Raw genomic sequence first — 18,392 nt, forward strand, 5'->3', positions numbered from 1 at the left:
TTAATTCCTCACTTTACGCAAAGCTCGAGAAATGATAGGGCGGCCATGGTCCCGTCACTTCAAATTTCCAGCCTTTATTTTCAAGCTTTTGCTGAAGCTCTTCTATTTCGTTTACAAACTTAGTGATCTGCAGAGACGGGAGAAGAAACACGCTGTTCCACGCCATTTGTTCAGCTGCGCCCGTTACGTCCTTGCTCCAATTCTTTTTAACAGAGTCATAAAGCGACAGTTCTTTGAGCTTGTCATGTATCTCTTCACACACTTTGTTTTTGTGAAGCTCTAATTCTCTTTCAATCAGCTGATCTATTTTTTTCTTTTCAAAAAACTGTCTTCCTGGTGATAAGTGACTAATTTCTTCTTTTTTCGCTTTTACGCTTTCATTCGTCTCGCTGATTCCTTTTTTAAGCTCTTTATCATCACAGTAAATCTTCACGTTCCACTCTTCATTTCCTTGAAGCAGCGTCAGTGAATTCTCTAGCTTTTCTTTGTTAAGCTCAATAGCTGCCTGCAGACTTTCTTTACTTTTATAAATGGTGCAAAATTTTAATGGAATAATCGTAAATTCTTCGTACAAAGCGGCTACCGTTTCGTGATGATGAAATGCTTTTTCCTGCAGCCAGCTCATATCCTGCTCCATTTTTTCTTTAATCACTTCTTCTGAATAGGCGTCAGCATCCAGCTTAGAAACGACAGCCGTCACCTGATCAATCGTTATTGGGTACAGTGAATGTTCTCCGTCAAACCCTTTATAAGATGGAAACGGCTCTCTGGCTGCTGCTTCTTTTGTTGGAATTAAACCGTATAAATACAGTAATTCTCCCATCTAGGATTCCTCATTTCTTTTTTTTGTCAGCTCTTCCCATTGTTCAATTTCTCTGCGTTTCGCGATTTCGTACCTCATTAACAATTCATTTTCTTTTTCTTGAAACGCTTCTTCCGGAATTTCACCAAGCTCAAACATCATTTGAAGCTGAATGAGTTTTTGCTGAATCGTCGGAAGGTCATATAGCTGTTTATCAGCTTCTTCCTGTACTTTTTCGCCGATTTTTACTACAAGGTTAATAGGTGCGGTTACTAATTTGTGAAGCACGTTATTTCTCTTCTACTTTTAGGCGAATGTTCACAAAATTATAAGCAGGCCAAGGACCGCTGTAATGAAAATCGGCTTTGTCTTTCCAGTTTTCATGCGCTTCATTCACTTTTTCATCAAACTTCGCTTCATCTTCTCGGTTAATTAAGAAAGAAGCGTTTAAAAGCATCGTTTCGCCCGTAGGCTCATTTGCTTTTGCTGCTTCCGCTGCTTCTTCAAGCGGAGAAAACACATCTGTCTTGACTTCTTTTTGCAGGGAAGTAAACATCTTTTGAGCCATTCCTCCAAGCTGAATACGCTCATAATAACCGGCTGCTTCTGATTTTCCTTTTACGGAGGCTGATACTTTTTCAAGTTCAGGATTTTCGTTTACTTTTTTCTCGAGCCATTCTTTTTTTCCAATTACTTTTAAACCAACTTCAATTTTTCCTTTGATGGCTGGAAACAGCTTTTCAAACTGCGGATAAAGGTTTTCTAAAAGAACTTTTACGTCTTCTTTTGATTTGAATACATTCCCAAAGCTGATTGGAATAACCGTATCATTTTTGTCCATAATCGCTGCTACTGCGTGTTGATGCATTAATAGATTTTGGCGATTAGGATGATAAATTTTCATCGGCACTTCAGCTGCTACCATCGCCGCGTCTTTGTAGCGAATCAAAAACGTTTCAGCTTTTGTTCCTTCTACTTCTACCGATCCAAAATCTTCGTCTTTATCCGTTTGAATGGCGCTAAAAATATAAATGCCCGTTTCGTTTGTTTCACTCATGTTTTCAAGCTCCTTTACTTTTCTTCAGTGTCTATATTCTTACACTCTTCTAAAATGATTTTTTCGGCTTTGCTTTTTGCATTTTTCTCGTCTAAACATTTGGTAAGCGGATGATGCAGAATATCCATACATAACGTTTGAAAATCTTCGTCATTTCCATCGATAGCAATGTCTTGCTGCGTAGCAAGGGTAGCGATCATAAGCGAAGCCCGCAGGCTAAGCCCGCTGCTGTTTTCGTCTCCAGAGCGGTTTCGTACGTTTGCTACGAGCGTTACAATTGTGCGCGCTTCGTCTTCTTCTACATCCGTTTTCTCCGTTAAAATCGCTGTCTCTCTGTCGATGTCTTTATAATCAATAAACATAGTAATTAACCTGTCAAGAAGCGCATCTTGCGTATCATATACGCCAGCATACTCAGCTGGGTTGCTTGTGAAGATGACGCGGAAATCGGGGTGCACGCGTACAAAAGGATCGGTCATTTTTACTCCATACAGCGGCAGCACGCCTTCTTCTAATATTGATAGAAAGATATTATTCGTCGCAGGCTTAGACCGAGTAAATTCGTCGTAAATCAGCGTATAGCCGTTTTTTACGGCTTCAAGTAACCGTCCATCCTGCCAGTTTTCACTTACTTGTTCATCTTTTTTATAAACAGAACGAACATACTGGTCGATTACTTTTTTGCTCGTATAGCCCGTAAAATCGCCAATTAAATCTTTGTTGTTGAGCTCGTGATTCCCGTGCATCAGCATCACAGGACGCTTTCTCTTTTTAGCAAGCGCTCGCGCTAAAGAGGTTTTACCTCCGCCGGCAGGACCTGTAAAATGAATGGAATAGCCGGATTTTAAATAGCTCAGCGCTCTTGAAAGAACCTCTTTTGTCTCGTCATCTTGTATAAAAGCTCCACTGCCTTTTTTCCTTTTGTCTGTTAAGACGGTCATTTTTACGTTCCTCCTGCCATCTTATCGTTTATGCTTCAATGCCAATGGCGCTTCTATATCTGACGTCGAGTCGTTTGAATGAAATGACTTCTTTTTCTTTATTTAAAAAGCACTCGTATGTTCCGAGCATTTCATCTTTGGCGTACTTTTTCATATATTCTCGTTCTTCAATGACTTCAACAATAACTCTCCAGCCTTCATCTTCAGTGACTTCCACCGAGGTAATTTTATGAGGAGGAGCTACGTTTTCAGCAAAAAAGTCGTTCACGGCTTGCATAATTTTTTTAATTTCCATCTTTAGTAGCCTCCAATAGTTAGATCTAAAAGCTGGAACCACCCTCAAAAAGGAAGGTTCCATACCACTTCATATTAAATACTAAAACGCGGCTGCCCTTCACTTGAATTTGAACGTTCAGGAAGACCATTTTCTTCTACGTCGTCACGAAGAAGCCCTACTGCTTCTGCATAGCGTAACCATGTATCAACACTGGCAATAACCACTCGTGCTTCAATTGTTAAAATTTCAATTCCTACAACAGACACTCTTGCAAACGCATCAATAACAATTCCTTTATCTAAAATACGGTCAATGACTTCTGCTAAACTTGAACTATTAGTACTTTTTTGAATAGACATATCCCATTTCTCCTTTCGCTTATGATCCCATTGTTTTTAAATCTGTAGATGATTTAATATCATTGGAACTTTTAATCTTAGTAGAGCTTTTAATATCCGTTGCTTTTTTAATCTGATTTACGCCTTTTATTTTCCGCTTGTTTTTTGACTTATCTTTATCGTCTGAAGAAGAAACTTTTTCTTGAAAGTCTTCTCCAGCTTCTTTTACATCGCTAAGCTTATGTTTTACTGATAATAAGACGTCTTGAAGCTTTTCTTTTGCGTCTTCTCCTTTGCCGTGTACCTTTTGGGCATTTTTTTCTTTCGTTTCCTGCAGTTTTTCTGACGCTTCATCCGCTTTTTCCTGCAGTTTCCCTTCGGTTTTTTCGACAAACTTTTCTTTCGCTTTTTCTTTAACCTTTTCTTCTACTTTCTCCTTAACAGGTTCAGGCGTGTGCTCAACTATTTTTTTCCCTGCTTTTAAGGCTGCTTTCTCCACATCTTTTTTATCCATGAAATTCCCCTTCAGGACGGATATCTTACTTCTTCGCGTCCATGAGTTTGTTTAGCATCTCTTCAATGCGCTGCAGCTGATCGTTCATATTTTTATTTTCTTCTTTTAACTCTTCGTACTGAGACGTTTCCATTTCTGCGCTTGCGCTGACTTCTTCCTGCGAATCTCCCTGTTCATTTGATGTTTCTTCTTTTTTCTTTTTAGGTGCCAGCAGCTTGCTTAAATTGTCTTTTTCAAGATAGCCTGTAGCCGTCTGTCTTAACGCTCCCATCGCTTGCTGCGTTAAAATATCCTGTGCGTTTCTTCTTAACTCTTGTCCTGTCGCACGTACAATTTCTGATTGTCCTAAGCGACTGAGTACTTTTTTACTCGTTTGCGGACTTGAAAGAAGTCCAATTCCCGCTCCTACTACGCCTCCTAAAATGGCAAGATTCAAAGAGTTTTGCGTTTTTTCTTCCTGCTGCTGATTTTCTTGTTTTTCACTTTGTACATTCTTATCAGTTGTTGACATGTTTCATCCTCTTTTCTCTTATTATTATTTATTTAATGAATTTTCTTACGATTAAAAGACTTAAAAACTAAGCCCTGCTCCTCGCTCCTCTGTTCGGCTAGGCAGCCCTTCTTCCTCTACTTTGTCGGTTAATAACCCGACCGCTTCTGCGTAGCGAAGCCACGTATCGACACTTGCAATAACGACTCGTGCTTCAATCGTTAAAATTTCAATTCCTACGAGTGATACTCGAGCAAAAGCATCGATGACAATTCCTTTGTCTAGAATTCGATCAATCACTTCTGCTAAACTTGAACTATCTGTACTTTTTTGAATACTCATTTTTTAGCAGCTCCTTTTGAAATTTAGCTAAATGAATGATGCTACTAATCAACCTGCTTAACTTTTTAAGTAAACATACTTTTGAAATATACTTTTTAGCCCTCTTTCAAACATGAAGAATTTGCTAAAAATTAATTCTTGGAAAATAATTAGAAAATTATTCTACTTAGTATAATAGTTTACAGTTAATTTATGGATGTATTTTGCACGTAAATCCCGTTGTTAAAGCTTTTATCGAAACTCAAATTCCAAAATAAAACAATAAATACATTATTGTTACAATAATATTACATTATAATTTAAGGCATATTATCTTTCAGGTTACCCTCAAATACTTTGATATTTTTAACTATTATGGAATATTATTGTGCATTCAGTTCTCTTAAATAAAACCAGCGCATAAAAAAAGCTGCCGCACTGCGACAGCTTTCTCCTATACATAATAAGTTCTATAAAATCATTCCGGTTAAAGGCGCTTTCGGGTTTCCATCATGATCTGAGTCTTCTTTGTCTACTAAAACAAGCAAGCTTCCTTCTTTGACTGAATCATTATATTGTTCGGCCTGCTGTTTTGGAATTCCCATACCGACTAAAATACCAGACAGACCTCCTACACTCGCACCAGCTGCTGCACCTGTTAATGTAGCTACAATCGGACCAGCCGCTACAATTGGGCCTATTCCCGGGATTGCAAGAGCTCCGGCACCTGCTAATATTCCGGTCAAGCTCCCTAACGTACCTCCGGTAAGCGCTCCAGTTGCTGCCCCTTCTGCTTTTGTATTCGTTTCTTTCTGAACTTTTTTGGTCTTTTTATGTTTACCGATAATAGATATTTCTTCTGATGCGTATCCTTCTTTTTTTAAATTCTCTACAGCATGAATTGCTTCTTGTTCCGTTTCATATACCCCCACAACATTCTTTGCTTTTGCTTCCATACTATCTCCTCCTCATTAATGTTGTGTGTACCCGGGAGCATGACTTTGAAACGTTTTAGAGAGTAAGAAGTCTTCTCTATTCTTAAATAAATGGCCCTACATCACTTTTCATTTAGTGACGTTTTTATTTAAAAATGAATGAATTCGCTCTTTTTTTAACCATATTCCTCCACAAGCAATGAAGCATGCAGCCGTACTAAAAGCCAACGCGTAGCTCCGGAGCCAATCCACAAGGAGCCCAAACCAAATCGGTGCGAGCACAATGGCAAATTGATTGAGCGTTAACGCAATGCTTACCGTTAAACCAATAAAACGATCATCGGCTTTTTCTGCTATTAACACGATAAACAAACTAAACCAGCCAATTGCAAAAAAACCGAGGCTAAAACAAAAAATAGTTAGTAGCCAAAAAGGCAAAGTAAATCCAATATAAGAAATAGCTATGATTAGTCCTACAGTCACCCAAACCGTCGCTTGCAAAGGTGTTCTTCGATTTCCGTTATACACATGATCGCTTAGCCAGGCTAAAGCAATTCTCCCAATCATTCCCCCTAACAGTGTGACGCTCAGCAACATGCCCGCTGAAGCAAAATCCATCTTTATGGTTTTCGTTAAATAGCTTATAAAGTGCCCCACAATGATCATTTGAAGAGAAATCATTGAAACACCTACAAAGAATAAAGGATAGAGCGTTTTATCTTGAGAAATACGCATGATTTTTTGACGAAGCGTAAATGTTTCTTTTTTTTCTGGCGATGATGGGTATTCTCGATAGAATACTAAAAAAAGAAGACCTCCCCCGATAGCTGCCGCAGCCTGTATGAGAACAGCCCCATGCCACCCGTATTGATAAAACACCAGCGGTAATGCCGCGGAAGCAACAGCGCCTCCAATGGGAATTCCCGTTTGCCGAATTCCCATGGCAAGGCCTCTATGATGAAAAGGAAACCACTTCACCACGGCTTTGCTTCCTCCTGGCTGTGCTGTTCCATACCACACGCCTGCTGCAAGAAGCACGCCTGTTAGATACAAATAATGATCGGCTCTATAGGCAAAAAGCATGCTTATCCCCAGCAAAATAGATCCTCCTCCTACAAGCCACCTTTCTCCATATCGATCCATCCAGTTTCCAAAGAACAGCATGGAAAAAATCGGACCAATTTGAACAGCTGATACGAGCAGTCCTGTTTGAAACTGCGATAAATCATATAGTCTTTGCCAAAGCGCTGCCAATGGTCCCGCGCCGTACGTGACAAACGTTGCACACGTCTGAGAAAGGGTGGCAATAAATAAAATCATCCACTTATAAGAAGCTTTTTGTCTGCTCATTTTCTCTCCTCCACCTTTACTTTCAGTGTAGAGTAGCGGTGATATCATGTAAAATAAGCAATAAAGATAAAAGTCATCAATAAAAATGATAGCTGAAGGAGGAGATTTGATGGATATAAAAGATTTGCTTGTTTTTACAACGGTAGCAGAAGAAAAAAACATTTCAAAAGCTGCCAAAAGCTTAAGCTACGTGCAGTCGAATGTGACGATGCGAATTCAGCAATTAGAAGCGGAGCTGGGTACAAAGCTCTTCCAACGAAGCGGTAAAGGGGTAACGTTAACTTCCAGCGGAGAGCTGTTGCATCGTTATGCTGAACAAATTCTTCGTTTAACCAATGAAGCCACGGCAGCTGTGCAAAGCAGCTCGCAAACGCCGATAGGACCTTTAAAAATAGGTGCAACTGAATCCACCGCGGCTCTTCGGCTGCCGCCTTTGCTTTCTACTTATTGCACTGCCTATCCTAATGTAGACTTCATCTTAGAAACACATACAACCGATGTTCTTATTCAACTGGTTTTAGAACGAAAACTTGAAGGCGCATTTGTTGCAGGCAGCTGTGAACATCCTGATCTAAACTCTTTATTTGTTCAAGATGAAGAGCTTGTACTTGTGAGCCGCCACCCTCTTCCTTCTCTTCACAGCCTAAACGATATGAATTTATTAGCATTCAGCAGCGGATGCGCATATCGACATACGTTAGAAATGCTCATGACAAAAGAAGGCGTGTTTCCAAAACGCATATTAGAATTTGGTACGATTGAAGCCATTATTGGGTGTGTAAAAGCAGGTATGGGCGTAGCTGTAATGATGAAATCCATTGTATCTAATCACGAACATTCATTAACGTTAACTCCGCTGCCGCAGCCATATAGAAAGGTTCCCACTTTTTTTATTACGCGAAAAGATGCCTTTGTATCGGCGGCTTTACGTGAATTTTCTTCTCTTCTTACCGAGCAGCTTTGCACAACAAAACCCTAAGAAAATAGGCGTTCTTAGGGTTTTGACTTAAGCCGTTGCCGGATTCTTTTTCACAAATTTCATAAACAATCCGCGAACTAAAGGTCCCATAATGAGAAGCTGAAGCGGATAGGCTACGATAAAGTTTTTCATAACGATAAATGCATAGCTTGAAAGAAGCGGCTCTCCGTCTAAACCTTTCGTAAGTGACATCGTAATTAATCCATATACAGACATGGAAAGCACCATTCCAATAACCATGCATGATGATAAAATCAACACGACTTTTAACTGTTTAGACTTATCAAACGGCAGTGAAAATGCTACTTTTTTTGCTGCGGGACCTACTAAGAAAGTTTCGACAGCCATGGCAACTACAAATGTGATAACCAAGTTTAAAATACCTTCTGCAAGTGTGATATGCCCGATGACATCATTTATGAACATGTTATACATCGTCATCACAAGCACCATCCCTCCGCACATCATCATTCCAAAATACATACTTTCTTTTTTAGTTGTGGGCATATTCCTCATCCTTTTCATGTTTTTTACTTGGCTTAGTATAGCTTTTTATCTTCCTTCTTCGTAAGTGAACAATTTGTGAACATTCATCTAAAAAAAAGCCCTGTGACCAAAAAACAGTCACAGGGCTTTTTTTTTAGACTTAAGCGGCGCGTCCTCTTTTTTTGAGTAGGGCTGAGTATGACAAATTACTCTAGTCTACATCGTTAATGATTTAAGAAAAAACCCCCGCTCTATGAGCTAAAGCGGGGGTTGGTTTTATAAAGATTCCGTGTGAGATGCAGGCGGAATTGGCGTTTGGGTTCGAAATACTTTTTCCCATTTCGAGACGACGATACAGGCAATGGCGTGGCCTGGAACGTTGACTCCTGTTCTTGCCATATCCATGATGCGGTCCACTCCTGCAATGATTGCAACTCCTTCAGCCGGCAGACCTACTGCGTTGGCTGTAGCTAAAAGCACAACAAGTGAACCTGACGGGACAGCCGCAATTCCTTTACTTGTCATTACGAGTATAAGCATCATAAATAATTGCTGAGTTAAGGGCATGTCAATATTAAAAGCCTGTGCTAAAAAGACGCATGAAACGGATAAATACAAAGTAGATCCATCACAGTTTAACGACAGGCCGGACGGAATAACGAACGACACCACTCGTTTAGGACATCCGTACTTTTCCATACGCTCCATCAGCTGTGGCAGCACCGTTTCTGTACTTGTTGTTGAAAACGCAATAAGAAACAAGTCCCAAATCATTTTGAAGACTTCAAAATAGTTGAATTTGAACAAAAACCCAACAAGCGGAAATAAAACAAATAAAATAATAAAAAGGCCTAAAAAGACGGTTCCAATTAGCTTCAGCATCGGAAGCAGAAGTACAATGCCGTATTGCCCCACAGATGCAGCCATTAGCGCTAGTACACCAAGAGGCGCTGTGACCATCACAATTTGCGTTAATTTAAACATAATTTTAGCGGTTGATTCAAAAAATTTCATTGCAGGTTCGGATGCTTTCCCAACTCCTGAGGCGGCAACACCGAATAAAATAGCAAAGAAAATCACGGCCAGCAAATCATTTTTTGCCATCACATCTACGATATTCGTTGGAATGATGTTTAAAATCATTTGTTTAAAGTCCACGACCTTGTCGGTATACTGAGACAATTCACCGATATCTTTTTTAACAAGATGAGAAAGATCGAGGCCTACTCCGGGCTTTAGCAAATTCACTAACAGCAGACCAATCCCTAATACGATGGTAGTAATAATTTCAAACCAAATAATCGTCTTTAACCCTAGACTTCCCATTTGTTTCATACTGCCGCTTCCCGCAGCACCTATGACGATGGTTGAAAAGACAATCGGCACTACAATCATTTTAATGAGCCGGATAAACCCGTCTCCTACCGGTCTTAAAGCCATCCCGAAATCCGGAAAAAAGTGCCCGATAACAGCTCCAATTACTAATGCAATTAAAATTTGAAACGCTAAAAATTTTTTCACATTTCTCCCTCCCCTTTGTCTTCATGAAACGGACATCAGTTCCATTAATATCCAAGTTCTCAGACACTTTAAGTAAATTCGGGACATTTAGTTAAATCCCTTCTAAAATAGACAAAACGGTCTATATATTTCACTTTGTCCGTTAAGATACATAGAAAAAAGCCAGGATGAAAGTCTTCTTCATCCTGACTTTTTTATCGTTATGCTTTTTTCACAAACTGAGATTTTAAGCTCATCGCTCCAAATCCATCAATCTTGCAGTCAATGTTATGATCGCCTTCTACTAAACGAATGCTTTTTACTTTCGTTCCGATTTTTACAACCGATGAGCTTCCTTTTACTTTTAAGTCTTTGATGACAGTAACTGAATCTCCGTCTTTTAAAGCATTACCGTTTGCATCTTTTACAGTAAGCTGTTCTTCCGTGCTTTCTGCTTTTTCATCTTGACCCCATTCATGCGCACACTCCGGGCAGATGAACAGGTTTCCATCTTCATATGTATACTGTGATTGACAGCTTGGGCAATTAGGTACATTCATTTTCTTTTCCTCCAGCAGCAGCCCGTAACCAATGGTACGATCACGAGATTACGTTTTTTATCTGTTTTATACTGTCACATTTTTATACGTTTAACAAGCTTTTCTATTTTCTCTCTGCTGATGTTTTCTTTTCCAAATAAGTGAGCCGATAAACAGAACAAAACCCGCTCCAAAGACAAGAAGCTGATCTAAATAAAAGTCCCCTGTTTTTGCATACCGTATAATAAATAATCCTCCAAACATGAGCATCAGCATACATGAAAACCGAATGAGGTATGAATTGATTTCCATTTTTCATTCCTCCTTTTTGTAAGACTTTTTTGTTACGAACAAAACGCGAACCATATGCCGAATGTAACTGCGTATAACGGCAAAATGACGGCTAGTTTTTGCTTCCAACCTTTAAAAAAAGAAGAATTATGAGGTGCAAACCAAAGCTCTAACGTACCGTATACCAGCAGTGCTCCCGCTGCTAGTATCGCAATCACAGTCTCTCCCAAGCCCATAAACACTCCTCACTTTCATTCTACGCACTTGAAGCTAAGCGCAGCGTATATAGTAAATCTCATCATTACAAAAAACCTTATAATCGTGATGCATGCGGATTTTGAGCACTTTTAACAATACATTTATTACCATTATATCATAATAAAAGCATTTTCGAGACTTTTTATATATGTAAATTATTGTATAATCAAAAGTAGACAAAGAGAATAAGGGGGGATTTTTTGAAGAAAACTCAGCTTTTTTTTGTTATTACCCTGCTTATTGAAGGGGGATTAACCTATGCGTGCTCATCTTTTTTGTCCATTCGCTTTATTGAGCTTATGTTTTTTAGCGGACTTTTGTTTTCAGTTTTAACTTTTTGGTTTTCAAGCAGCGGAAGCAACAGCGCTCATTCTCACTATAACACTCACTCCATGAGGTTAATGTCTGGAGCCAATGTCGAACATAATCCGTTTCGTTTGCGCTGGACGGCTTATTTTCTTGCTTCTTTAAGCTTTACGGGAGTCGGCCTGATTTTTTTCATTCTGTTGCTGACGGACGTTATTCCTTCAGTAAGCTAAAAAACCTGCTCTTCACAGAGAGCAGGCACTTACGAGAACAGCTTGAGAAGCAGGCATTTTCGCCTTACTTTATTCGCAACAGCTTGAGTCACATGATCTTTTAAAGGCCGAGTCAATATTCGTTTCAGCGGATGTTTTAGCATTCGTTTGCTAATGGGAACTTTAAAAATGATGCTGAGAACGACTGTTGCAAAAACCGATAGCAGCAAGACCGCAAAAGGCTTTTTTTGAAACCATCTCGAAAAGATAAGCATCATTACATAAATAAGTGCTGACCACCCCAAATGCCAGCCATGTCTAAATGTAATCCCCTTACACCTCAGACCAAGCCATTCTACAAATGAAGCTGTACATACCCATTTTACGATATATTTTACCTGTTTAAGAAGTGTAGACGGATAAGTAGCTAAGAACGACAAAATCATGAGAGGTGTAATAAACATAAGGTGTAAAATACGCAGTACTTTTAATGAAAGATGAGAAGATTTAAAATCCCAAAGCAACTTATCGTTACATAAAAAGTAATAAAGAATATTAAAAAAGCTCACGTATAAAACCCCAGCATATAGCTCGTGAATTTTTTTCCACGTTTTCTTCTGGATATTTTGAAAAATCAGCCATAGAAGGACAGAAATATGCACCTTTGTTCACCTCTCTAACGTCGTTTTTAGAACCAATGTTATTTTATTTTCATTTCGTCCTGCTTCTTTTCAATTTTCCGAATCCATCCAATCAGCAGCCGGTTAAGGTAGGATTTTAACGTTACGCTAATAAAGGTGTGGTACCACATCCAGCCTGTTTTCCATTCGATGAGCTTCGTTCGTTTTTCAGCCCATAATTCAATAAAAAACATGGGAATCGTAAAAAGTACAATTTTATATAAAATCTTTAACCCTTTATCGTGATACGTAGCCTGATTAATCATAACGGATATGCTAGGATACAGTAAAAAGTCGAACAACACATTAATTCTAAACTGTTTTTTCAGTAAGCGAGTTGGATATCGAAGAAGGCCGTGAGAGACAATAAATTTATCAATAATACCATTTGTTAATGCATTAAATGCATAAGCCAGCAGCCAGTCTTTGATCGGTGGTTTTCTAAATAGAAAAGGGAGCATTCCCAGCCCTATAATCAGCATTGTACGTAAAAAATTCACTTCAAATTTTTTATTTCTCATAACCTTTTCGCTCCTTTCACCAAGTGTTGTTAGTATACCTTCGTGTCGATTGGCAGCTTAAGACGGTTGTTCTAATCCCGTTCTCTTTACGTACATGTTTGTTTTAGTTTTCAGTTCTTTGAAGAGATTTATACATATGGTTGAGACATGAAAAAAGCCCGACTCTAATCAGTACGGGCTTCTTTCTTGATCTATTTTGTTCTTACCATCCAGCTACACAACCATCCGTTCGTGATTCACTTCCTCCGCATAGCACGCCGCTTTCAGGGTCTCTCCAAATAATCTGTCCGCGCCCAAATGCCATCGAATCCACGGCTACTTCAATTTTATGTCCTTTTCGTTCAAGCGCTTGTGCTACGTGTGAAGGAAAAGTCGGCTCAACAAGCACCGTTTTATCTTTTTTCCACTGCCATCTTGGCGCATCTAAAGCGGCTTGAGGATGAAGGTGAAAGTCAATCGTATTCATGACAACTTGCATATGTCCCTGCGGCTGCATAAACCCGCCCATCACGCCAAAAGGTCCTACGGGCGCATTATTTTTAGTGAGAAAGCCTGGAATAATGGTATGAAACGTTTTTTTATTAGGAGCAAGACAGTTATCGTGATTAGGGTCCATTGAAAAATTGTGACCGCGGTTTTGCAGAGCAATTCCCGTTTCTGGCACAACAATTCCAGAACCAAAGCCCATATAATTACTTTGAATGAATGAAACCATGTTTCCTTCTTCATCAGCCGTTGCTAAATACACTGTTCCGCTTCCGACAGGTTCTCCTGCTTCAGGCTGCAGAGCATGTTCTTCTATAAGGCTGCGGCGATAGCTTGCATATGTATCAGACAGCAGTTCCCTGACAGGTACGTTCATTTTCGCTTCTTCGGTAATGTATTTTGCTCCGTCCGCAAACGCAAGCTTTATCGCTTCGATTTGTTTATGATACGTATCGACGGCGTCTTTTTCTTGAAGCTCAAAGCCTTTTACGATATTTAATGCCAGTAACGCAATAAGCCCTTGTCCGTTCGGAGGAATTTCCCAAACATCATATCCACGGTAGTGAGCGGAAATAGGATTTACCCACTCCGGTTCGTAAGCTGCCAAATCTTCTTTTGATAAAAAGCCGCCATATTTTTTGCTGAATGCATCCATACGTTCTGCAAGCTCACCTTTATAAAAGGCTTCTGCATTTGTCTCACCAATGAGCTGAAGCGTATGAGCATGATCAGTAGATGACCACATCTCTCCTGCTTTTGGTGCTCGTCCATTCGGCGCAAACGTTTGAAACCACGATTCAAATTCTTCGCTTGTATGTACTCGTTTAAACGTATCGTACGCTTGTTTCCATTGTTTAGCGAGTGTAGGCGCCAATGGAAATCCTTCTTTAGCATATTGAATAGCAGGCTCCAGCACTTGAGAAAGAGGCAGTTTACCAAATCGCTTTGATAAAGCAGCCCAACCAGCCGGAGCACCGGGAACCGTAACGGGAATCATTCCGTACTTAGGAATTTCTCTGTATCCTTTTTCCTTCAGCGCATCAATGGAAATAGACTGCGGAGAAGGTCCGCTCGCGTTTAGTCCATACAGCTGATTATTCGTCCATACAAGCGCAAACGCGTCTCCTCCGATCCCATTAGAAGCCGGCTCTAATACGGTAAGACTTGCCGCTGTCGCGATCGCTGCATCAATAGCATTACCTCCTTTTTTTAAGATATCAAGACCTGCCTGCGCTGCAAGCGGCTGAGATGTAGATATCATTCCTTTCTTTGCATAAACGGGCACTCGGTAAGATGGATATGGATGATAATGCGGATCATAGTTCATAAAAGCTCCTCCTCTTTTACACTTCTTAATTTATTTTAATTTTCTAAATAATTTAACTTCTTTATTTTACCATATTTATAGCCCAGCGCCTTTCTTTTTATCTCAGAATGACATGACTTCATTTACCTAAAATTGGTATACTGGTAGAGTAAAAGAATCGCCAAGGAGGATGATGTATGAAAAAAGTAAAAGCTGCCCTTCCACTCGCTGTTTCTTTAGCTCTCGGCCTTCAAGTACTTCCTATGTCCACTTCAACCATTCAAGCTGAAGCAGCGGCGAATGCTGCTCATCACTCAGCAAAAGTTGAAGTCAAACGAGCAAACGTATTTTTAACGAATGTAGCAAACGGAAAAACAAAAGAAGCTACGCGCTACTTTTCCCGCAGCCTGCAGGCAAAAATGAGTGAAGACAACCTAAAAACGTGGTGGTCATCTTTAACCGCTCAGCTTGGTGCTGTAAAAAAGGTTGGTACAGCTGTACAAGGCGAAGTCAATACCGTTCATCGGAATATAGACATTCCCATTAAATTTGAACATGCATCAGCTACTTTAACCGTTCGTTTTAGTCAAAATCGTCAAATCGATGACTGGCGAATTGTACCGGACGAGCGCCAGTTTTCATTTTCCACACCGCCTTATGACACCCCTAAGAACTACAGTGAAAAACAGCTTTCAATCGGCAAAGCACCTTACGAACTTCCAGCAACGCTCACTCTTCCAATACGTTCAAAGCATCAAAATGTCCCCGTTGTCATTTTAGTTCACGGATCAGGTCCTTCTGATCAAGATGAAACCTTTATGAGCTTAAAGCCGTTTCGAGATCTGGCTTCAGGACTGGCTTCTCAAGGAATCGCCGTTTTACGCTACAACAAGCGTACATACGAACATACAGCTAAAATGTCCGGTGAAAGTAAGATAAGCGTTGACGATGAAACAACTGATGATGCCGTACTCGCAGTCAAAGCAATGGCGAAACAAAAAGGCATCGACAGCCGTAACATTTTTATACTAGGACACAGTCAAGGAGGCATGATGATGCCTCGAATTTTAAATCAAACGCCTGATAAAAGCGTGCGGGGCTCTGTTTTACTTGCTGCACCGAGCCGCACACTTCCAGAGTTAATGCTTGAACAATTTGCCTATCTTGTATCGCTGAATCAGCTTCCGAAAGAGCAGCTTTCTTTTTTCCAGCAGCAGTTTGCCATTTTACAAGACCCAAGCTTTTCGCCAGCTCAGCCGCCAAAAGAATTTTTGCTTGGCACGCCTTATTTTTGGTATGACTTAGCTCACTGGCACCCCGCAGAAATTGCAAAATCTCAGAAAACGCCGCTGCTTCTTTTACAAGGAGCGCGTGATTATCAAGTAACGACCGAAGATTTTGAAGGCTGGAAGCAAAGCTTGTCTCAGCGTTCCAACGCTTCTTTTAAGCTTTATCCAAAGCTCAACCACTTTTTCACAGAAGGAACTGGTGAAAAAAGCACGCCCGATGAATATGCTGTTTCAGCCAACATTCCTTCTTATGTCATTGATGATATTGTGAAATGGGTTCGTGAAACGCAAAAGTAAAGAAAAAAGAGCGGCTTTGTCCGCTCTTTTTTGTCTATTTTCTATTTAAGATGATATGCGACTGATCAGAAGAAGCGGTGGATTTTCTTCCTTTTCCCCAGCCTACAGCTTCTCGGTAACTTCCGAGCAGGTGATGATTAATTAGGTGCTGTTCATCTACTTCTGCAGTTTGTTCAGCTAAAGGCGTCACGTACAAAGCATCTACCGGACAATACAGTTCACACATAAAGCAAGTTTGACAATCGGATTGACGAGCTATGGAAGGAGCGCCTCCCATGCGAGAGCGGTCAAAGACATTTGTTGGACAAACGGATACACAAAGATTGCAGTTAATACACCGGTCTTCACTAAGGATCTCGATCATTATATAACCCCCTTTACGTGATTAGAAGACTTTGTACCTAAAGGTCTCGCCCAAACTTCCTGCACGCCTCCGCTCAGAATCCGGTAGTGCTGCTTGGAATCCATAAACGGAAAATCGTCACGCCGGTGCATTCCTCTCGTTTCTTTTCTTTCTAATGCACTTGTATACATCCATCGCGCCGTGGCCGTCATGGACGCAAGCTCTCGACTTCTCACGATGTTTCTTTCTTTATCATACACTCCGTTCTTCAACTCATTCCACACCGCATTTAACCTCGTCAGAGAATCTTGCAATCTTGCTTCTGAACGAAACCAGTTCCGGTCATATGGAAAGACTTCGCGCTGAACCGATGCTATCATTTCTTTCGTATCAGCTGAATCAGAAGAAGCTACTGACTTTGTGATTCCTGACGCTTCTGATAAGCCGTTGGCATGTCGACTTGCAGTATTTCGCCCTTGCTTAACAGCAAATGCTGCCGCTGCTTTTCCTGACCAGCAGCCTGAAGAGATAGCCCATGCTGCATTATGGCTGCCTCCTCCGGTAAATCCTCCGCAGATTAATTCGCGTGTTGCCGCATCTCCGGCTGCATATAACCCTGGAATGTCGGTTCTACACGTTTCGTCTATAATGTGAATACCGCCTGTTCCTCTAACGGTTCCTTCAAAACGCAGAGTGATTGGAAACATTTGAGTAAAGGGATTCATATGAAGACGATCAAACGACAAAAAGAAATTTGGCTGTGATAAGCGCATTGCTTTTTGAATACGTTCATCCGCTTTATCCAGCCTTGCATAAACAGGCTGGGTCATTAACGTTCTGGCTATGATGGAACGCCCTTTATGAGAACCGGCTCCTTCAATCACTGTACCGTCTTCATAATAAAATGTAGCCCATTTATAAAATGCTGATTTTGTGATTGGAGAAAAAGCTGGCGAAATTGAATAAGCATTTGAAAACTCCATGCCGGAAAGCGACGCACCTGCTTCTGTAGCTAATAAGTAACCGTCTCCTGTTAAAACATTTGTACCGAGTGCTCCGCTCAGAAATGCACAGCCTCCAGTTGCAATCACAACTGCAGCAGCCTCCACTCTCCATGTTTCTTTCGTTTGATTATTGATTCCGCAAGCACCTGCCACACCGTGTTCATCTGCAAGAAGCTCCAGTGCCGGGCTATGATCTAAAATCTGTACGCCTGCTTTTTGAAGCTGACGCCGCATTAGCCTCATATATTCAGGACCTTGAAGCGTCGTTCGCTGAGAAATCCCTTTTTCATCTACTGGAAACGGATAGCCAAAATGAGCTAATTCATTTACTTGTTCAAACGTACAATCAAGCACTCGTTTCATCCAGCTTCTTTCGGCTAAATATCCCCCCAGCTCTTCTCTGCTTTTCATCGCGGTCATCTGTTCATCAGAAGTGGGCTTTACATACCAAACTCCTGTACCAGAAGGCGCAGTTGCTCCGCTCGTTCCACAATATCCTTTATCTACAAGTACAGCTTTTGCACCTTCTTTAACTGCTTGCAGAGCTGCCCATGCACCGGCAGGGCCTCCTCCAATAATTAATACATCTGTATGAAAATGAAAGTCGGCAGTCATATACGGATCCCCCTCTTAAAATGTTTGCGCTCTCAAAAACCTTATTAAGAAAAACCTTGCCTATTATCCACTCGACTATTTTGCTCATCGCTAAATCTATACCAACTATTCCGTTCCAGAATCCAACTCTTCCATAACACCCATTCAATATAAAAAGGAGACCAGTCCATTTGTTTCACCACAATGGTCTGGCCTCCAGTTGCCTAGTAGGCGCTTTTTCGTACAGTATCATCAATACCAAGTAATTCACTTTGT

General features: G+C 40.6%; 24 protein-coding genes. 3 read left to right on the plus strand and 21 right to left on the minus strand.

The window, feature by feature from the left end; translation table 11 throughout:
* Window positions 1-13: 13 nt before the first annotated feature.
* The 11 genes from ACMX9J_RS07435 to ACMX9J_RS07485 form a co-directional block, all read right to left on the minus strand.
* Complete coding sequence (locus ACMX9J_RS07435; RefSeq protein ID WP_028414531.1) at window positions 14-823, minus strand: GvpL/GvpF family gas vesicle protein; 810 nt, start codon at window positions 821-823, stop codon at window positions 14-16.
* Entirely contained in the window at window positions 824-1,090 is a 267-nt protein-coding gene (locus ACMX9J_RS07440) for a gas vesicle protein GvpG (RefSeq protein ID WP_416225581.1), read from the minus strand.
* A gap of 1 nt (window position 1,091) precedes the next feature.
* Window positions 1,092-1,859 (minus strand): GvpL/GvpF family gas vesicle protein, encoded by a 768-nt coding sequence (locus tag ACMX9J_RS07445; protein ID WP_028414532.1) that lies wholly within the window; start codon window positions 1,857-1,859, stop codon window positions 1,092-1,094.
* Between the two features lie 14 nt (window positions 1,860-1,873).
* Entirely contained in the window at window positions 1,874-2,800 is a 927-nt protein-coding gene (gene gvpN / locus ACMX9J_RS07450; RefSeq protein ID WP_098627563.1) for a gas vesicle protein GvpN, read from the minus strand.
* Between the two features lie 28 nt (window positions 2,801-2,828).
* A complete protein-coding gene (gene gvpO, locus ACMX9J_RS07455; RefSeq protein ID WP_033580317.1) occupies window positions 2,829-3,095 on the minus strand; it encodes a gas vesicle protein GvpO in 267 nt (88 codons plus the stop codon).
* 74 nt (window positions 3,096-3,169) lie between these two features.
* The gene (gene gvpJ, locus ACMX9J_RS07460; protein WP_013057997.1) at window positions 3,170-3,436 is read right to left on the minus strand and encodes a gas vesicle structural protein GvpA; all 267 of its coding nucleotides are present in this window, start codon (window positions 3,434-3,436) and stop codon (window positions 3,170-3,172) included.
* A gap of 19 nt (window positions 3,437-3,455) precedes the next feature.
* Window positions 3,456-3,929: a gas vesicle protein GvpQ gene (gene gvpQ / locus ACMX9J_RS07465; RefSeq protein WP_416225582.1), complete on the minus strand. Its 474-nt coding sequence runs from the start codon at window positions 3,927-3,929 to the stop codon at window positions 3,456-3,458.
* Window positions 3,930-3,954: 25 nt separating this feature from the next.
* Complete coding sequence (gene gvpT, locus ACMX9J_RS07470; RefSeq protein WP_048019585.1) at window positions 3,955-4,440, minus strand: GvpT/GvpP family gas vesicle accessory protein; 486 nt, start codon at window positions 4,438-4,440, stop codon at window positions 3,955-3,957.
* Window positions 4,441-4,500: 60 nt separating this feature from the next.
* A complete protein-coding gene (gene gvpA / locus ACMX9J_RS07475) occupies window positions 4,501-4,761 on the minus strand; it encodes a gas vesicle structural protein GvpA (protein WP_034265327.1) in 261 nt (86 codons plus the stop codon).
* A gap of 449 nt (window positions 4,762-5,210) precedes the next feature.
* The gene (locus tag ACMX9J_RS07480; protein WP_034265325.1) at window positions 5,211-5,696 is read right to left on the minus strand and encodes a general stress protein; all 486 of its coding nucleotides are present in this window, start codon (window positions 5,694-5,696) and stop codon (window positions 5,211-5,213) included.
* Window positions 5,697-5,804: 108 nt separating this feature from the next.
* Window positions 5,805-7,025 (minus strand): MFS transporter, encoded by a 1,221-nt coding sequence (locus ACMX9J_RS07485; protein WP_416225583.1) that lies wholly within the window; start codon window positions 7,023-7,025, stop codon window positions 5,805-5,807.
* A gap of 109 nt (window positions 7,026-7,134) precedes the next feature.
* Here ACMX9J_RS07485 and ACMX9J_RS07490 point away from each other — a divergent pair, with 109 nt between their 5' ends.
* Window positions 7,135-8,004, plus strand: a complete 870-nt coding sequence (locus tag ACMX9J_RS07490) for a LysR family transcriptional regulator (RefSeq protein ID WP_416225584.1) — start codon at window positions 7,135-7,137, stop codon at window positions 8,002-8,004.
* 27 nt (window positions 8,005-8,031) lie between these two features.
* Here ACMX9J_RS07490 and ACMX9J_RS07495 read toward each other — a convergent pair whose 3' ends face one another.
* The 5 genes from ACMX9J_RS07495 to ACMX9J_RS07515 form a co-directional block, all read right to left on the minus strand.
* On the minus strand, window positions 8,032-8,511 hold the full coding sequence (locus ACMX9J_RS07495; protein WP_367031673.1) for a DUF2798 domain-containing protein: 480 nt from the start codon (window positions 8,509-8,511) through the stop codon (window positions 8,032-8,034).
* Between the two features lie 255 nt (window positions 8,512-8,766).
* Entirely contained in the window at window positions 8,767-10,011 is a 1,245-nt protein-coding gene (gene gltP, locus ACMX9J_RS07500; protein ID WP_029715022.1) for a glutamate-aspartate/proton symporter GltP, read from the minus strand.
* A gap of 200 nt (window positions 10,012-10,211) precedes the next feature.
* Window positions 10,212-10,550, minus strand: a complete 339-nt coding sequence (locus ACMX9J_RS07505; RefSeq protein WP_029715023.1) for a zinc ribbon domain-containing protein YjdM — start codon at window positions 10,548-10,550, stop codon at window positions 10,212-10,214.
* Window positions 10,551-10,640: 90 nt separating this feature from the next.
* A complete protein-coding gene (locus ACMX9J_RS07510) occupies window positions 10,641-10,841 on the minus strand; it encodes a hypothetical protein (protein WP_033580309.1) in 201 nt (66 codons plus the stop codon).
* 32 nt (window positions 10,842-10,873) lie between these two features.
* Window positions 10,874-11,056 carry a hypothetical protein gene (locus ACMX9J_RS07515; RefSeq protein WP_047750446.1) on the minus strand — a complete coding sequence of 61 codons (183 nt, stop codon included), beginning with the start codon at window positions 11,054-11,056 and terminating at the stop codon, window positions 10,874-10,876.
* 222 nt (window positions 11,057-11,278) lie between these two features.
* Here ACMX9J_RS07515 and ACMX9J_RS07520 point away from each other — a divergent pair, with 222 nt between their 5' ends.
* Window positions 11,279-11,617: a hypothetical protein gene (locus tag ACMX9J_RS07520; RefSeq protein ID WP_416225585.1), complete on the plus strand. Its 339-nt coding sequence runs from the start codon at window positions 11,279-11,281 to the stop codon at window positions 11,615-11,617.
* A gap of 29 nt (window positions 11,618-11,646) precedes the next feature.
* Here ACMX9J_RS07520 and ACMX9J_RS07525 read toward each other — a convergent pair whose 3' ends face one another.
* The 3 genes from ACMX9J_RS07525 to ggt form a co-directional block, all read right to left on the minus strand.
* Window positions 11,647-12,258, minus strand: a complete 612-nt coding sequence (locus ACMX9J_RS07525) for a CBO0543 family protein (protein ID WP_034263929.1) — start codon at window positions 12,256-12,258, stop codon at window positions 11,647-11,649.
* 38 nt (window positions 12,259-12,296) lie between these two features.
* The gene (locus tag ACMX9J_RS07530; RefSeq protein ID WP_034263928.1) at window positions 12,297-12,797 is read right to left on the minus strand and encodes a CBO0543 family protein; all 501 of its coding nucleotides are present in this window, start codon (window positions 12,795-12,797) and stop codon (window positions 12,297-12,299) included.
* Between the two features lie 202 nt (window positions 12,798-12,999).
* On the minus strand, window positions 13,000-14,610 hold the full coding sequence (ggt, locus tag ACMX9J_RS07535) for a gamma-glutamyltransferase (RefSeq protein WP_416225586.1): 1,611 nt from the start codon (window positions 14,608-14,610) through the stop codon (window positions 13,000-13,002).
* A 176-nt stretch (window positions 14,611-14,786) separates the two neighbouring features.
* Here ggt and ACMX9J_RS07540 point away from each other — a divergent pair, with 176 nt between their 5' ends.
* Entirely contained in the window at window positions 14,787-16,175 is a 1,389-nt protein-coding gene (locus ACMX9J_RS07540) for an alpha/beta fold hydrolase (protein WP_416225587.1), read from the plus strand.
* Window positions 16,176-16,209: 34 nt separating this feature from the next.
* On the opposite strand, the gene ACMX9J_RS07545 is transcribed toward ACMX9J_RS07540, so the two are convergent.
* A complete protein-coding gene (locus ACMX9J_RS07545) occupies window positions 16,210-16,539 on the minus strand; it encodes a 4Fe-4S dicluster domain-containing protein (protein WP_033580302.1) in 330 nt (109 codons plus the stop codon).
* Window positions 16,539-18,137 (minus strand): FAD-dependent oxidoreductase, encoded by a 1,599-nt coding sequence (locus ACMX9J_RS07550; RefSeq protein WP_176343770.1) that lies wholly within the window; start codon window positions 18,135-18,137, stop codon window positions 16,539-16,541. The genes ACMX9J_RS07545 and ACMX9J_RS07550 overlap by 1 nt, the downstream gene beginning before the upstream one ends.
* Window positions 18,138-18,392: the final 255 nt, after the last annotated feature.

The organism is Priestia sp. RMT2NF4 (assembly GCF_047872835.1).
GTDB classification, from domain to species: domain Bacteria; phylum Bacillota; class Bacilli; order Bacillales; family Bacillaceae_H; genus Priestia; species Priestia zanthoxyli.

Excerpts from the sequence above, each read along its gene's own strand:
- ACMX9J_RS07515 (WP_047750446.1), bottom strand. The coding sequence starts at position 11,056 with ATGGGCTTGGGAGAGACTGTGATTGCGATACTAGCAGCGGGAGCACTG.
- gvpJ (WP_013057997.1), bottom strand. The coding sequence starts at position 3,436 with ATGTCTATTCAAAAAAGTACTAATAGTTCAAGTTTAGCAGAAGTCATT.
- ggt (WP_416225586.1), bottom strand. The coding sequence starts at position 14,610 with ATGAACTATGATCCGCATTATCATCCATATCCATCTTACCGAGTGCCC.
- ACMX9J_RS07530 (WP_034263928.1), bottom strand. The coding sequence starts at position 12,797 with ATGAGAAATAAAAAATTTGAAGTGAATTTTTTACGTACAATGCTGATT.
- ACMX9J_RS07545 (WP_033580302.1), bottom strand. The coding sequence starts at position 16,539 with ATGATCGAGATCCTTAGTGAAGACCGGTGTATTAACTGCAATCTTTGT.
- gvpN (WP_098627563.1), bottom strand. The coding sequence starts at position 2,800 with ATGACCGTCTTAACAGACAAAAGGAAAAAAGGCAGTGGAGCTTTTATA.
- gvpQ (WP_416225582.1), bottom strand. The coding sequence starts at position 3,929 with ATGGATAAAAAAGATGTGGAGAAAGCAGCCTTAAAAGCAGGGAAAAAA.
- ACMX9J_RS07480 (WP_034265325.1), bottom strand. The coding sequence starts at position 5,696 with ATGGAAGCAAAAGCAAAGAATGTTGTGGGGGTATATGAAACGGAACAA.
- ACMX9J_RS07445 (WP_028414532.1), bottom strand. The coding sequence starts at position 1,859 with ATGAGTGAAACAAACGAAACGGGCATTTATATTTTTAGCGCCATTCAA.
- gvpT (WP_048019585.1), bottom strand. The coding sequence starts at position 4,440 with ATGTCAACAACTGATAAGAATGTACAAAGTGAAAAACAAGAAAATCAG.
- ACMX9J_RS07550 (WP_176343770.1), bottom strand. The coding sequence starts at position 18,137 with ATGACTGCCGACTTTCATTTTCATACAGATGTATTAATTATTGGAGGA.
- gvpO (WP_033580317.1), bottom strand. The coding sequence starts at position 3,095 with ATGGAAATTAAAAAAATTATGCAAGCCGTGAACGACTTTTTTGCTGAA.
- ACMX9J_RS07495 (WP_367031673.1), bottom strand. The coding sequence starts at position 8,511 with ATGCCCACAACTAAAAAAGAAAGTATGTATTTTGGAATGATGATGTGC.
- ACMX9J_RS07490 (WP_416225584.1), top strand. The coding sequence starts at position 7,135 with ATGGATATAAAAGATTTGCTTGTTTTTACAACGGTAGCAGAAGAAAAA.
- ACMX9J_RS07485 (WP_416225583.1), bottom strand. The coding sequence starts at position 7,025 with ATGAGCAGACAAAAAGCTTCTTATAAGTGGATGATTTTATTTATTGCC.
- ACMX9J_RS07505 (WP_029715023.1), bottom strand. The coding sequence starts at position 10,550 with ATGAATGTACCTAATTGCCCAAGCTGTCAATCACAGTATACATATGAA.
- gvpA (WP_034265327.1), bottom strand. The coding sequence starts at position 4,761 with ATGAGTATTCAAAAAAGTACAGATAGTTCAAGTTTAGCAGAAGTGATT.
- ACMX9J_RS07540 (WP_416225587.1), top strand. The coding sequence starts at position 14,787 with ATGAAAAAAGTAAAAGCTGCCCTTCCACTCGCTGTTTCTTTAGCTCTC.
- ACMX9J_RS07435 (WP_028414531.1), bottom strand. The coding sequence starts at position 823 with ATGGGAGAATTACTGTATTTATACGGTTTAATTCCAACAAAAGAAGCA.
- ACMX9J_RS07510 (WP_033580309.1), bottom strand. The coding sequence starts at position 10,841 with ATGGAAATCAATTCATACCTCATTCGGTTTTCATGTATGCTGATGCTC.